This is a genomic window from Mesorhizobium sp. M7A.F.Ca.MR.176.00.0.0 (assembly GCF_004023165.1).
GTDB lineage: Bacteria > Pseudomonadota > Alphaproteobacteria > Rhizobiales > Rhizobiaceae > Mesorhizobium.
The window spans coordinates 1-15,116 of sequence record NZ_RZTC01000021.1; the positions used below are offsets into that span (position 1 = coordinate 1).

Genomic DNA, 15,116 nt, shown 5'->3' on the forward strand with positions numbered 1-15,116 from the left:
ATTCGTACCAACAGGGCGAGTTACAGGTTTTGGTGGGGTAAAATGATGAGTTGCCATCGGTTCGGGGTTGCTTTTGCTTTTGTTGCATTCGTCGCAGGGGGCGCCCTGTTCGCCGCGCCCGAGGCTGTAGCTCAGCAAACCTGTTCCTGTCTTGTGCCGGCGTCCGCAGACGCAATAGGTCGTCTTACGCAGGTCCGGGGTGATGTCCAGATGTCCCAGGCCGGCGGCTATGCAGGGGTGGATGCCGAGGCGCCGGTGTATGCGGGCGCGCGCATCATGACCGGGGCGCAGGCGTCTGCTTCGCTGGCTATCGGAGCCAATTGCGCGCTCGATATTCCAGCCAATGCCACCGTCAAGGTCGACCCTATCGAAGGCGGCATGTGCGTTTCGCTTGAGACACCGTCTGCGACGATCGTACCCGCCAGCTCAGAACCTGGCATGCTGCCGGTTCTCTTGGGCGGCGCCGCCGTCGGTGGTGCCGCCGCCCTTATTATCGGCCTGCAGGATGACGACGACGCGGTCAGCCAATAGGCGGGATACGACCCCCGCTGTTTTGCGTAAATTTGTCAAATGCGTCATTCGCCTTCATGCGGGTGACGCGTTTCTATTTTGTCGAGGCGAAGCTTTGCCTCCTCTCAACCAGAAACGCCAATGATCGACCTGCATTCACATATCCTGCCCGGTCTCGATGACGGTTCTCCTGACTTGGCCATGTCGCTGGAGATGGCACGGCTGGCAGTGGCCGACGGTACAACGCATATGGCATGTACGCCGCATGTAATGCCTGGGGTTTATGAGAACGCCACGCCAAAGATTGTCGGGGCTGTTCAGGCGTTGGAATTGGAGCTTCATCGCGCTGCCATACCGCTTACCCTATATGTTGGCGCTGATGTTCATCTCGCGCCTGATCTCCCCAATCGATTGAGGCTTGGTACGGTGCCGACTCTGAACGGATCCCGCTATTTCCTGTTCGAACCGCCACATCACATTTTGCCTCCGCGGCTCGAAGACTTCGCCGCCCGTCTCATAGGCGCCGGCTTCGTGCCGATCCTCACTCATCCAGAGCGGTTGACCTGGATCAAGGCGAATTACGACGTCGTCGAGAGGTTGAATACGCTAGGCTGCCTTATTCAGCTCACGGCTGATTCTGTGACGGGGGCCTTCGGACGTACGGCGCTCTACTACTCGGAGAAGCTGCTGGATGAGGGCAGGGTGGATATTGTCGCCTCCGACACCCACGGCGCCAGCCGGCGGCGGCCAGGGCTTTCGCAGGCGGTTGTCGCCATCGCGAACCGGTGTGGGGAAGATGAGGCTTACAACATGGCAGTGAAACGCCCGGACGCGATATTGCAAAATCGGCCGCTCGTGCCCATCGGAAAGCAAAGCCCGAGAAAATCGGGCGGCAGCAGTGCGGGGCGGTTTGGCGGATTGGGCCGGTTGTTCAAGAGCGGGGCTCTTTGATGGGCATTTTCGATCTTGCAAGAAGTCATGCGGGCACCGTGCCCGCTTTGCTCGCATCGCTAGCAATATCTGCTTGCGCAAGCACTTCGTCGACATCGACGTCCTCCACCAGTTCTGTCGATGCGCTGCAGCCGACGGCGTCTTCATCGGCGCTCTCTGGCGGTGGTACGCTGCAGGTGGTCAAGGATCTCCCGCCGCCGCAGAATACCCAGAACGGCAGCGAGCAGCCTCTGTCTGCCAACGATGTGCTCGAGGTCAGTGTGTTTCAGGTCGATAATTTGAACAGAACAGTTCAGGTCGACGCGGGCGGACAGATTTCGCTTCCGCTGATTGGGACCATGACTGCAGCCGGCAAGACCGTTCGTAAGCTCGAGAAGGAAATCGAGACTGCCTACGGTGAAAAGTACTTGCAGTCGCCTGACGTGACGATTTTCGTCAAGGAGTCGATTGGCCAGCGCATCACGGTCGATGGTGAAGTCAACAAGGCCGGCATTTATCCGGTGTCCAGCAGCGCTTCCTTGCTCGACGCGATCGCCCTTGCCGGAGGGTTCAATCCGATCGGTGATGCCGGCAAGGTCTTCGTCTATCGCAATGTCGGCCAAAACAAGCTGGTCGCAAATTACAATGTCGAGGAAATCCGCGCCGGCAAGAACCGCAACCCGCGCATCTATGGTGGCGACGTGGTCGTCGTTTTTGCTTCGAAGTCGAAAATCGCGATGAACAATTTGAAGGATGCGCTGGGCCTCGCCTCCAGCGCTGCCCGCATTGCGGTCATTCCGTAGACACGGACAACCCCAGGATCACCTCGCGCATGCTCGATCGCAACAGGCAGCCCCAACTTGCCGGACCCGGACATGGCCAGGCCCTGTCCGCGGACTCCTATTACGACGTGCCGCAAAACTACGGTCCCTATGGTCGCGACTATGCGGGCCAGGATGAGGGGTTCAACCCGCTCAAGCTGCTTTTATACATCGTCCAGTATCGCTGGCTGATCGTCATGATGGCGGCGGCCGGGCTCGTTGCCGGCGTCATCGTGACGATGATGCAGACACCAAAATACCTGGCGACGACGCAGCTCGAAGTTCTGGTGCCTTCGGCGAAAGTGTTTCAGGACATTGAGGTCGTTTCCGAAAACAGCGACGTCCGGGCCTTCCTGACCGCTCGGGAGAAGCTGAAGAGTCGGGCATTGGCTCAGCGCGTGGTGTTCCAGCTTGGGCTTAGCGAAAAACCGGATTTTCTGTTTCCGACGCCGAGCTTTTCCCCGAGCAATATTGTCTACCGTGCGTTCGGGATGTCCAAGTCACCCTCCATTGAGGAGAAAACGCCTGAAGAGCGCGAGGCAATTGCGATCAAGCGCATCCAGGAAGATCTGACGGTCAATCTGGTCACCAATACGAGCCTGCTATCGATCACCTTCGTCGATCAAAAGCCGAAATATGCAAGCGACGTTGCCAATCAGGTCGCGCAGAGCTTTATCGATCAACGTCTCGATCAGACCAGCGAGACCTCTGATCTGGCACGGCAGTTCATCCAGGAACAGGTTTTGCAGGTGAAGCAAAAGCTGCAGACCTCCGAAGAGGAACTGGTCACCTATGCAAAAGATGCCGGCATCACGGTTACCGGCGATGACAAATCGCTGATCGGCTCCAACATCGAAGCCCTGAACACCGCCCTGGCCACTGCAATCCAGGAGCGTCTTGATGCGGGGCGGGTGGTCGATCAGATAGAAAAAGGCCGCGGGTCGAGCCTCGGTCCGGTTCTGGAAAGCGAAGGTCTGCAGAAGCTTAGCGAAAAGCTGGCGGATCTGACCAGCCAGTATCAGCAGAAATTGGGCATCCTGAAGCCCGGTTTTCCGGAAATGCAGCAATTACAATCGCAGATCAAGGAACTGCAGCGACTCTACAACAATGGCGTTCTGGCGATAACCGATTCGTTGCGGCTGAAATATCAGGAAGCACAGAACAAGGAAACCGACCTCAAGTCCAAGCTCGCGGAGATGGAGAGGCAGCAGGTCGTCTTCAACGACAAGAATATCAAATACACGATCCTGAAGCGCGAGGTCGACTCCAACCGGTCGCAGTATGACAGCCTTATCGCCAAGCTGAATGAAGTCGGCGTCAGCTCGGAGCTCAAGACGCAAAGCGCTGCGATAGTAGATTTCGCTTCGCTGCCCACAGCCCCCTATTCTCCACGTCTGAGCATCAACCTTGCAGTCGCTCTCGCGCTTTTCATGGCCCTGGCTGCATCGATCATCTACATCATCGAGTTGCTGAACAACACTTTCACCAACCCAGAGCAGATCGAGAAAGAGCTGGGGCTGGCGATGCTCGGCATCCTGCCGCTTGTCGGTGACCGCGAACTCATAGCCAGCATCGCCGATCAAAAATCCGGGCTCTCCGAGGCCTATCGTTCGCTGCGAACATCGCTGCAGTTCTCCGGTGCGGAGGGCGCGCCGCGATCGCTGCTGGTGACCAGTTCGGAACCGTCGGAAGGCAAGTCGACCACGTCGTTCAAGCTTGGCCAGGATTTCGCGGCGCTCGGCGCAAGGGTTCTGCTTGTCGACGGCGATCTCCGCAAACCCAACCTGCACCGGCTGTTCGGCCTCGACAATGCGATCGGGTTGAGCAACCTGCTGACTAATACCGTCCGCAAGGACGATCTGCCGGGCATTTTCAGACCGACGAAATACCCTAATGTCACCGTGCTGACGTCCGGAACGATTCCGCCGAATCCGGCCGACCTGCTCTCGTCACCGAAGATGGCGTTGATCTTGACCAATCTCGGCAAACGCTTCGATCTGGTCATCATAGACGCCCCGCCGGTCGTCGGTCTTTCCGATGCACCAATCCTCAGCCGGCTTGCCGAAGGCACATTGATGGTCGTTTCGACCAATCAGGTCACACGCAAGTCAGCCAAAACGGCACTCAAGCGTCTGCGCTCAGCCGGTGCGAACGTGATCGGAGCGGCGATGTCGAAATTCACGGTCAACAAGTTCGATTACAATTACGCCTATAAATACATGAACTATCAGTACTACGACTATGGCGCGAGTACCCCGAAAATTGAGGGCAAAGTCGATGACGGAGCAGGCGAGCCCGCTCACGCGAAATCTCCGGCGTTCAGGCGTTTGGTTCGTCGCCTCCGTTCTGGTGTTGGCGGTTTCGTCGATAGGGCTAAGTCGGCTTCTTGAGTCGGAAACGCCGGCCGTCTCGCTTGCGCTAGATCCGTTGAACATAGATGCCTTGATAGGCGAAATTGCCGGTCGGCTGAGCGAAACAGGCGACGGTGTTGATCTCGACGTCTTGGCAGCAAAGGCGAGGAGCGCGCTTCGTTTCAACGTCGCGGACGCCCGGCTCTACAGCCTGATAGGCGAGATTGAGTATCGACAAGGCGAGAAAGACGAGGCTTTTGAACTCTTCGACCAGGCTCGAAAGCTGTCCAAGACTGAAATCCATTCGCTTCAGAGATCGATCGATCGCTCGATCGAGATGGGCGACCTGTCAAAGGCCGTCGCCGAGATCGACACGTTGCTGCGCCGGTGGCCGGACACATTTCCAGTCATCGCGGCGGGCTTGCCGGCTATTCTTTCAAACCCGGACGGATATCAGGCTGTCCTGGCAGCCTTAAGGATCGAGGCACCGTGGAGGTCCAATCTTTTCTCCGCTCTTGGTAAGGATCCGCGGGGCCTGCGCGTCGCAAATCAACTGTTGCTGGACCTTACCGGATCGAACTCACAACCGACGTCGAAGGAATTGTCTGCCGTAATCAACGGGTACATCCGGCAGAAGGAATACGAGGCGGCCTATCGGCTGTTCCTGTTCAGTCTGACCGACCAGGAGCGGACACTGGCCGGATACATTTTCAACGGCGGCTTTGAACAGATCCTCAGCGACAAGCCATTCGACTGGCAGGTTCGCGACCGCTCCGGTCTGGAAATTACCTTTGCCGGGGCGCGCGATGTCGCAGAAAGCGATAGCGGAGCGACTGTCCGATTCCTGAATACGCCGGTGAAGAACGCCGCGCTCCAGCAATATGTCGAACTGCCTCCCGGCTCCTACAGGATTTCCCTGATCGCCTCCGCGAGAAACCTGAAGCTGCCCAAGCAGTTGTTCTGGTCCATCAGATGCGCGGATCCGGCGGGAGAAATAGCTCGGTTCAACATTCCGGAGGGCACATTCAATCGGCGGCAGTTGAGTCTGGATTTCGCGATCGGACTAGGCGCGTGTCCCATGCAAGTGTTGCGGCTGGAAACAGCTGCCATCGCTGAGAGCTGGCGATTTCGATACGTTGGCACGTTGGTCATGCACAAATTGAGCATCGAAAGAGTTTCATCTTGAGAGCGCGGTCAGCCCGGTCCACGGAATGGGAAAAATATCTGCTTGGGTCGGTTCTTTTCCTGTCAGTGCTGATTGGCGGCGGCACCGCGAGCGGTCTCTACACCGAAGCGCTGATCGAGGTGGCGGCGATTGTCGCGGCCGCGGCCATCTTTTCAAGGCCGTCTGAGCACGGCATCCCTCGCTCGGCCCTGTGGTTGCTTGCTCTGGGTCTTGCCGTGTTCTGTTTTCAGATCATGCCGCTGCCCGCCGCCCTGTTGAGCGGATTGCGGCCTGAGGTTCTACTTGCAAATCCATGGCTGAGCGGTGAAACCGGGCTGCGTTTCGTCAGTGTCGGCGTGGGACGCACGATCGAGTGTCTGTTGTACTTCGTGGCGATGGCTGCATTCTTTCTGAGCGTCACCCGCTTGCGCCCAGATCAGGTCTACGGCCTTCTGCCCTTCTTTTTGATGGGTGTCATCTGTAACGGATTGGCTGCGGCGATCCAGTATTCGCTCTCCGATACGGTTGCCATACAGGGTTTGCTGCCGTTCACGATCAATGCGGGACTGTTTGCCAACCAGAACCATTTTTCAGCTTTGCTCTTCGTCTCCATCCCCTTCGTCGTCTACTACGGCCTGTTTCGCGGGCACCTTCTGTCCGGGTCGCTCGGTTTGATAACGCTGCTGCTGCTGCTTCTGGCCGCCGGTTCGCGCGCCGGTATTCTGATAGGGCTGGCGATCACCATAATATCAGTCGTCTTTCTGTCCGCGCGCTCGAGGCTGGGCGGGTATGGAATACCCGCTGTCTTCATCGGACTTTCGCTCTACACGATCGGGGCGTGGACGAAGATCGATGCGGAAGTGGTTGACCCGGCCTTTGGACGGGCCGAATTTGCCCGCACGACGATCGCGGGAATTGAAGAGAACTGGGCGACGGGCGTCGGCTTTGGGAGTTTTCCGAAAGTCTACCAGATTTACGAAAAGGGAGAGATGATCTTCAAGCCCTACGTCAATCACGCCCACAATGATTATCTGGAACTGGCACTTGAAGGTGGCGCGCCTGTTGTCTTTCTGGTCGCGGCCTACTCGATATTGCTTTTTGCGTTTTCCCTGGCGGCACGGCGAGATCCGCTGCAGAAAATGGCGTTTCTCTCAGTATCGTTTCTGCTCGTTCATTCCCTGGTCGATTATCCCATGCGAACGGCGGCGCTTGCGATGACTTTCGCCTATATGAATGGCATCATCTTTCACAAGGGATTCGCTGGGCGGTTAAGCCAGAGAGGCGAGTCGACCGAGGCCCATGATGACAATCTGCTTGTTCCCGTCAGGCCGGCTCTGGCAAGACGATAGCAATGCGTCGCCTGGAATTGGCGATGGATTGGCGCCGGATCGTGACCCAGACGTTTGCCGAACGCCGAGATTGACAAGCCATTGCATGGAACCTAAGCACGGTCGGCTGGGGCCGGGGGGTTCAGGCATGTCAAGGAGAGCTTCTTGAAAGGAATTATCCTTGCTGGAGGCAGTGGAACGCGTCTTTATCCGCTAACATTAGCAGTCTCTAAGCAAATTCTGCCGATATACGACAAGCCGATGATCTATTATCCGCTGAGCGTTCTGATGCTCGCGGGTATCCGTGAAATTCTGATCATTTCGACGCCGCGTGACCTGCCGGTTTTTCGCGATCTGCTTGGCGATGGATCGGAGTTCGGCCTCGACCTGTCCTATGCCGAGCAACCGCAGCCCAACGGGCTGGCGGAGGCCTTCATCATCGGCCGCAATTTCATCGGCAAGGACAACGTGTCGATGATCCTCGGCGACAACATCTATTTCGGCGACGGGCTGTCGCAGCTTTGCCGCGACGCTGCCTCGCGCGAAAAGGGCGCTTCGGTGTTCGCCTATCATGTCGAGGATCCCCAGCGTTATGGCGTGGTTTCCTTCGACAAGGCCACGGGAACGGCGCTGACGATCGAGGAAAAGCCGCAGGCGCCGAAATCCAACTGGGCGGTTACCGGTCTCTACTTCTAATGACAACGACGTCGTCGACATCGCCCCTGCCATCCGCCCCTCGGCGCGCGGCGAGCTCGAGATCACGGCGGTCAACAACGTCTACCTCGAGCGCGGCCAGTTGCATGTGCATCGGTTGGGGCGCGGCTATGCCTGGCTCGACACCGGCACGCATGACAGCCTGCATGAGGCCTCGTCATTCGTGCGCACCATCGAGCACCGCCAGGGCATCAAGGTCGCTTGTCCCGAAGAGATCGCCTTTGAACAGGGTTGGCTGACAGTGGACCAGGTTCTGCGTCGCGCCGACCACCTGGGCAAGAATGAATATGCCGCCTATCTGCGCCGGCGTGTCGTCGACCTGTCGGAGGGCTAGGTGTTGGAGGTCAGGCCCCTTGGCATCGATGGCGTGCTGGAAATCGTGCCGAAGCGACATGGCGACGCGCGCGGCTTCTTCGTGGAAACCTACAATGCCGAGCGCTTTTCGCAGGCCGGCATAGACCTGGCTTTCGTGCAGGACAATCATTCCTATTCCGCCGCGGCGGGCGTCTTGCGAGGGCTTCACTATCAGCTTGCGCCGCGCGCCCAGGACAAGCTGCTGCGCGTCATCCGGGGCAGCATTCTCGATGTCGCGGTCGACATTCGCCGCGGTTCGAAAACCTTCGGAAAATGGGTCGCTCTCGAAGTGTCGGCCGAAAAGGGCAACCAGATTCTGGTGCCGAAAGGCTTCGCGCACGGTTTCGTGACGCTCGTGCCTGACACCGAGGTCCTGTATAAGGTGACCGACACCTATTCGCAGGCGCATGATCGGTCGGTCCGTTTCGACGATCCCGCCATCGGCATCGAATGGCCGTCATTGGCCGGCGGGTTCCAGCTCTCGGACAAGGACCTCAAGGCGCCGCTGCTGGCCGCCGCCGAGGTGTTCGCCTGATGGGTTGCGTGAGGACAGCGGCATGAATTTTCTGGTGACGGGCGGTGCTGGCTTTATCGGTTCGGCGGTGTGCCGGCATCTATGCGCCAACCCGGCCTATCGGGTGACCAATCTCGACAAGCTAACCTATGCGGGAAACCTGGCCTCGCTGCGGCCGATCGAGAACGCACACAATTATCGCTTCGCGCAGGCCGACATCTGCGACGAAAAGGCGGTGCTCGATATCCTCCGGCGCGACGATATCGACATCGTCATGAACCTTGCCGCCGAGAGCCATGTCGACCGCTCGATCGATGGGCCGGGCACCTTTATCGAGACCAACATCGTCGGCACCTACAAGATGCTCAATGCCGCGCTGGAATACTGGCGCGGCCTGCCCGAAGACCGGAAGAGCCATTTCCGCTTCCATCATGTCTCGACCGATGAGGTATTCGGCGATCTTCCCTTCGACGGCGGCATGTTCGTCGAGGAAACGCCCTACGCGCCGTCGTCGCCCTATTCCGCCTCGAAAGCCGCCTCGGACCATCTGGTGCGGGCCTGGCACGAAACCTATGGCCTGCCGGTCGTGCTTTCCAATTGCTCGAACAATTACGGACCCTATCACTTTCCCGAAAAGCTGATCCCGCTGGTCATCCTCAACGCGCTCGATGAAAAGCCGCTGCCGGTCTATGGCGCCGGCGCCAATGTGCGCGACTGGCTGTTCGTCGAGGATCACGCACGCGCGCTGGAACTTGTCGCGACCAGGGGTCTGCCGGGCGAAAGCTACAATGTCGGCGGCAATTCCGAACGCACAAACCTGGGCGTCGTCGAGACGATCTGCGATCTCCTCGACAGCAGGCGGCCGCGGGCAGGGGGCAAGAGCTATCGCGACCTGATTTCCTTCGTCACCGACCGCCCCGGTCACGATCGCCGCTATGCCATCGACGCCTCGAAGATAGGCCGGGACCTGGGCTGGGCGCCCAATGAGAATTTCGACAGCGGCCTCGCCAAGACCGTCGACTGGTTTCTCGACAACAAATGGTGGTGGGGACCGATCCGCGAACAGCGCTATGCCGGTGAACGGCTGGGCGAAGCACGCAAGGGGGCGGCGTGAGGCTGGTTGTCACCGGACGCGACGGGCAGGTCGCGGCAAGCCTCCTGGAGGCCGCCCAGGCGGCCGCCGGCGTTGAGGTCATCGCCATTGGCCGTCCGCAACTCGACCTCGCAAGACCCGACACGGTGATCGAAGCCATCGCGGCCGCGAAGCCTGATGTCGTCGTGTCGGCTGCCGCCTACACGGCGGTGGATCAGGCCGAGGACGAGCCCGATCTGGCATTCGCGGTGAACGCCGTCGGCGCCGGCAAGGTGGCGCAAGCCGCGGCCCGCCTGGGCGTTCCCGTCATCCATCTTTCGACCGACTATGTCTTCGACGGCACCAAGGACGCCGCCTACGTGGAGACCGATGCGACCGCACCAGCCAGCGTCTATGGCGCCTCCAAGCTTGCCGGCGAGCAGGCGGTAGCATCAGCCAATCCGCGCCATCTGATCCTGCGCACGGCATGGGTCTACAGCCCGTTCGGCAAGAATTTCGTGAAAACCATGCTGCGGCTGGCCGCCGACCGCGACGAGATCGCGGTGGTGGCCGATCAGTGGGGAAATCCAACATCGGCACTTGATATCGCCGACGCGATCCTGCATGCGGCGGCACGGCTGCACGAGGGCGCCGGCACATCCGGCATCTATCATCTGGCCGGAACCGGCGAGGCCAACTGGAGCGGCTTTGCCCGCCATATACTCGACACAAGCCGCGTGTTGGGTGGTCCCTGGGCGCGGGTACGGGACATTGCTACGATGGACTACCCAACCAAGGCGCGCCGCCCCGCCAATTCCCGGCTATCGAGCGCGAAATTCGCCTCCGTCTTCGGCTGGAATGCGCCGGACTGGCGGCAATCGACGGAAGCGGTGGTGCACCGGCTTCTCGACGGTGAGACGAAACAGGCATTGACGGCATGAACAAGCACCCTTCTGCGGACAACACGCGCGATGCCGCGCCCGTCGACGAGCCGAAGGCACGCAAGGCAAAGCCGAAAGCAGCCAAACGCACCTGCATCATGGTGCTCGGCATGCATCGCTCGGGCACCAGCGCGCTGACGAGGGCGATCAATCTGCTTGGCGCGGAACTGCCTAAGAACATGCTGGGCGCCAATCTATCCAATCCAACGGGTCACTGGGAGCCGGAGCGTCTCATTGCGCTGCACGACCAGATGCTGGCCGAAGCAGGAAGCAGCTGGGATGATTGGCGATCCTTCGATCCCAACGATCTCGGCGCGCAGCGTCTGCGCTTCTACAAAGCAGAGATCGCGCGGCTGATCGACGAGGAATACGGCAGCGCGCCGTTTTTTGTGCTCAAGGAGCCGCGTATCTCACGTTTCGTGCCGCTTTATGCGGAGATCTTGAGGCGCATGCGCATCGATGTTCGCTATGTGCTGATAGACCGCAATCCGTTGGCTGTGATCGCTTCCCTGGCGAACCGAAACGGTTTCACGATGGGCTTCAGTTCGCTTCTTTGGCTTCGCCACGAATTGGAAGCCGAGCGCGCAACTAGGGGTCGGTCACGCATCTTGTTGTCTTACGAGAGTCTGCTTGATGACTGGCGACAGGGTATCGACGGGATCACTGCTACTCTCAGCCTAGACTGGCCGGTACCCGACGTGAAATGGCAGTCCCTGCTGTCTGAGCATTTCGCTACCGACAATCAGCACTTTGCCGCCAGCACTGAGTTGCTCGACGCAGACTTGCGCATCATTGACTGGGTCAAAGACGCTTATACCGCACTGATAGCGCTCAGGTCCGATGATGCTGATGCAGTTGCAATAGAAAATCTTGATCGGATCAGAGCAGAGTTCGAATCTGTTTCAAGAACTTTTGGCGACGCTTTTTTCCCTGAAATTGATTGCCGTCTCAGCGTGTTTCATCGGCAGAAGTTGGAACAGCAGCAATTAGCCAAACAGCGCGATGCGCGGCCCGCAATGCAGGAACCATTCGTTTCACTTCGTGACCTGTACGACGCGCATCGCGGCAAAGTGTCGGATAAATGGTCGATCTATCTCAGCACCTATGACCATATTTTTTCAGAGTATCGAGACAGGCCGGTTCGAATCCTGGAAATCGGAGTTCAGAATGGCGGATCCCTGGAGATATGGCAGAAATATTTCCCCAATGCTGAAATAATCGTTGGCTGTGACGTCAATCTGGCTTGCGGAAATCTCGTTTTCGACAGCCGGAAGATAAAGATTTCCGTAGGTGACGCCAATACTGATGAAACAGAGCGCGACATCATCTCGATGTCGGAAAAATATGATATTATAATTGATGACGGATCGCACCTATCCTCGGATATAATACGCTCGTTCGCGCGATATTTCCCCCACCTTTCCGAAGGGGGCATCTACATCGCCGAAGATCTGCATTGCAGTTACTGGCAGGAGTTCGAGGGCGGTCTCTACGATCCGCTTTCCTCGATGTCGTTTTTCAAACGCCTGCTTGATGTGGTCAACCATGAGCACTGGGGGCTGGATCGCCGTCGGGTCGATGCCTTGGCGACTTTCGCCGACAGGCACCAGGTCGCATTCAACGAAGCTTCTCTCGCATCGGTTCATTCCGTCGAGTTCTTGAACTCGCTTTGCATTGTAACGAAGCTGCCAATTCCGGAAAACGTCCTGGGCGCGCGCAGCGTGCACGGGCGGGTCGCGCTCGCCGACGAGGGCATGGTTGCTCTCGACGAGACGAGGAGCAAGGCGACTGACCAAACCCGAAACCAGTGGTCGCTGAGAACGACGACCATGGAAGCGGAAATCGAAACCAACAGGGCGTTGGTGGTAAGCCAGGAAGCACGCATCGAGGCCTATTCCGGTGAGATTGCTGCGCTGACGGTCGAGCGCGAGCATCTCCGCGCGGCCACGCAAGCGCTGGAGTTGGCCCACACCAATCTCGCGGCAAAGGACCAGGACATAGCGGCGCTTCAGCGTGAGTTGCAGGAGCGCGAACATAAGCTGCAGGAACGCCACCGGCAGATGGCCGTGTTGAATCACGAAATCGAATTGGTTCACAGCAGCCGGACCTGGCGGTATCGATCGGTTTGGAAGAGGCTTGTGTCACCCCCAGCCAACGCAATTCTTTATGCCGGACGGACCGCTACGCTCAACGCACTTCATCACCTGGAAGGCGTGCCATTGGGCAAGGGGGCGACGGAGTGGACAATAACGGGCGATGATCCGCAGTTCGAACTCCTCTGGCCGGGCTCCCAGCCATTGCTCCCCGGACACTACAGGCTCAGCGTACACGTCCCGGCTGAAACGGACGCGTTGACTGACGCGCGCCTCTATGTCGACAGCGGCAGGGGGTACAACGAAATCGAACGGATCGATCTGCGGTTTCTTTCGAACGGCAAAGGCCTGGCAGCGGCGACCTTCCTGCTTAATGTAGCAGCCTCGAACCTGCGTTTCGATCCAAGCGACCGTGCCGCCCAGATCACGATCGGTCGCGTCCGGGTGCGTCGACTCGGACGAGTCGAATATTATGCTCGTCTTATCGCCGGGCTAGCCTCCCGCCACCTGACAAGCCCTCGTTCTCTCGGGCGGTTTGCCGCGCGTGCCGTAAAAATCTTGAGGCAAGGCGGCCTCAGGGGATTTGCGGCGACCCTCCGATCCGCGGAAGCACGAGGCGCACTGGGGGGCGCTACATATGAAGGGTGGATTGCGCTCAACGATACGCCAACGGAACACGACGTTGCGGATTTGAGGCGGCGGTTGGCTCTGTTGGAGAAGCCGCCGCTCATTTCGGTGCTCATGCCGGTCTACAACACCCCGGAGAAACTCTTGCGGGAGGCGATCGAGAGCGTCCGCGCCCAGGTCTACGAGAACTGGGAGTTGTGCATAGCGGACGATTGCTCGACAGAGCCGCATGTGAAGCGCGTTTTGAGTGAATATACGAAACGCGATCCACGCATCAAAATCGTCTTTCGCGACAAGAACGGCCATATCTCGCATGCATCCAATTCTGCCCTGGAACTGGTCACCGGCGAGTGGGTCGCATTGCTCGATCACGACGATCTTCTCCGTCCGCATGCGCTGGCCGAGATCGTGCTGGAAGTCGATCGCCATCCTGACGCCGAACTGATCTACAGCGACGAAGACAAGATCGATGCGGAAGGCAGGCGCTATGATCCCTGTTTCAAGCCGGATTTCTCGCGGGAACTTTTCCGCTCACAGAACTATCTGAATCATCTCACCGTGCACCGGGCGGAAAATATCCGCGCTGTCGGCGGCTGGCGCCCCGGCTTCGAGGGCAGCCAGGACTATGACCTCAATCTGCGCGTCTTCGAGCGCATAGCCCCTGAGAGAATTCGGCACATTCCGAAGGTGCTCTACCATTGGCGCGCGGTGGAAGGCTCGACGGCGCTCGATGGTTCGCAAAAGAACTACGCCTATATGGCTGGGTTGCGTGCGCTGGAAGAACATGTCGAACGCATGGATATTCCGGCGAAAGCTGAGGAAGCTCCCGGCACACCCTTTTACCGTCTTCGGTTTTTCGTCCCCGAGCCGCAGCCGCTCGTAAGCCTGATCATCCCAACGCGCGACAAGGTTGAACTCCTTCGCAACTGTGTGGAATCCATCCGCGAAAAGACCACCTACGGGAATTACGAGATTTTGGTGGCTGACAATGGCTCAGTGGAAGAAGAAACGCTCGCCTATTTCAGCGAGCTTAAGAAAACGAAGAACGTTCGTGTGCTCCGTTACGACAAGCCGTTCAACTATTCCGCAATCAACAATTTCGCCGTGGGAAAAGCGAAGGGGTCGATCATCGGCCTCGTCAATAATGACATCGAGGTGATCTCGCCCGACTGGCTGACGGAAATGGTCTCCTGGGCTGTCCAGCCGGATGTGGGTTGCGTCGGCGCAAAGCTCTACTATGCCGACGACACGATTCAGCACGGCGGTGTGATTGTCGGCTTGGGCGGCACCGCAGGGCATTCGCATAAGAATTTTCCACGCGATCATCCCGGGTATTTTTACAGGTTGAAGGTGTTGCAGAACCTTTCTGCTGTCACGGCAGCTTGCCTCCTGATCCGCAAAGGCGTGTTCGAAGAAGTCGGGGGCCTCAATGAGATCGACCTGACGGTCGCCTTCAATGATGTGGACCTCTGTCTGAAAGTCGGGGAAGCGGGCTATTCAAACGTCTGGACGCCCTACGCCGAGCTGTACCATCTCGAAAGTGTTTCTCGTGGTTTTGAAGATGCTCCGGAGAAAGTGGCGCGTTTCAGCAGCGAAATTGCATATATGCAAAGACGATGGAAGGAGATCATCGAGCGTGATCCTTTCTACTCGCCAAACTTGACAAAAGGGCGCGAAGATTTCTCGCTAGGCTGAC

General features: G+C 58.4%; 10 protein-coding genes and 1 pseudogene. All 11 read left to right on the forward strand.

The genetic code is table 11. From position 1 onward, the window contains the following. Positions 1-531 (forward strand): hypothetical protein (locus tag EOB59_RS35620; RefSeq protein WP_206622037.1); only part of this gene is annotated, 531 nt, incomplete at its 5' end. 120 nt (positions 532-651) lie between these two features. Continuing rightward, positions 652-1,461, forward strand: a complete 810-nt coding sequence (locus EOB59_RS09795) for a CpsB/CapC family capsule biosynthesis tyrosine phosphatase (RefSeq protein ID WP_128288256.1) — start codon at positions 652-654, stop codon at positions 1,459-1,461. Further along, positions 1,461-2,243: a polysaccharide biosynthesis/export family protein gene (locus EOB59_RS09800; RefSeq protein ID WP_128288257.1), complete on the forward strand. Its 783-nt coding sequence runs from the start codon at positions 1,461-1,463 to the stop codon at positions 2,241-2,243. Before EOB59_RS09795 ends, EOB59_RS09800 begins: the two co-directional genes overlap by 1 nt. 29 nt (positions 2,244-2,272) lie before the next feature. Then, complete coding sequence (locus EOB59_RS09805) at positions 2,273-4,651, forward strand: polysaccharide biosynthesis tyrosine autokinase (protein WP_128288258.1); 2,379 nt, start codon at positions 2,273-2,275, stop codon at positions 4,649-4,651. A gap of 37 nt (positions 4,652-4,688) precedes the next feature. Next, on the forward strand, positions 4,689-5,798 hold the full coding sequence (locus tag EOB59_RS09810) for a hypothetical protein (RefSeq protein WP_245486578.1): 1,110 nt from the start codon (positions 4,689-4,691) through the stop codon (positions 5,796-5,798). Then, positions 5,795-7,126, forward strand: a complete 1,332-nt coding sequence (locus EOB59_RS09815; protein ID WP_128288260.1) for an O-antigen ligase family protein — start codon at positions 5,795-5,797, stop codon at positions 7,124-7,126. The genes EOB59_RS09810 and EOB59_RS09815 overlap by 4 nt, the downstream gene beginning before the upstream one ends. 144 nt (positions 7,127-7,270) lie before the next feature. Then, positions 7,271-8,153: pseudogene (rfbA, locus tag EOB59_RS09820) on the forward strand (glucose-1-phosphate thymidylyltransferase RfbA). Next, complete coding sequence (gene rfbC / locus EOB59_RS09825) at positions 8,154-8,708, forward strand: dTDP-4-dehydrorhamnose 3,5-epimerase (protein ID WP_127272014.1); 555 nt, start codon at positions 8,154-8,156, stop codon at positions 8,706-8,708. Positions 8,709-8,730: 22 nt separating this feature from the next. Then, positions 8,731-9,801: a dTDP-glucose 4,6-dehydratase gene (gene rfbB / locus EOB59_RS09830; protein WP_127295707.1), complete on the forward strand. Its 1,071-nt coding sequence runs from the start codon at positions 8,731-8,733 to the stop codon at positions 9,799-9,801. Continuing rightward, positions 9,798-10,700: a dTDP-4-dehydrorhamnose reductase gene (gene rfbD / locus EOB59_RS09835; protein WP_128288261.1), complete on the forward strand. Its 903-nt coding sequence runs from the start codon at positions 9,798-9,800 to the stop codon at positions 10,698-10,700. Before rfbB ends, rfbD begins: the two co-directional genes overlap by 4 nt. Beyond that, positions 10,697-15,115 carry a glycosyltransferase gene (locus EOB59_RS09840; protein ID WP_128288262.1) on the forward strand — a complete coding sequence of 1,473 codons (4,419 nt, stop codon included), beginning with the start codon at positions 10,697-10,699 and terminating at the stop codon, positions 15,113-15,115. The genes rfbD and EOB59_RS09840 overlap by 4 nt, the downstream gene beginning before the upstream one ends. Position 15,116: the final 1 nt, after the last annotated feature.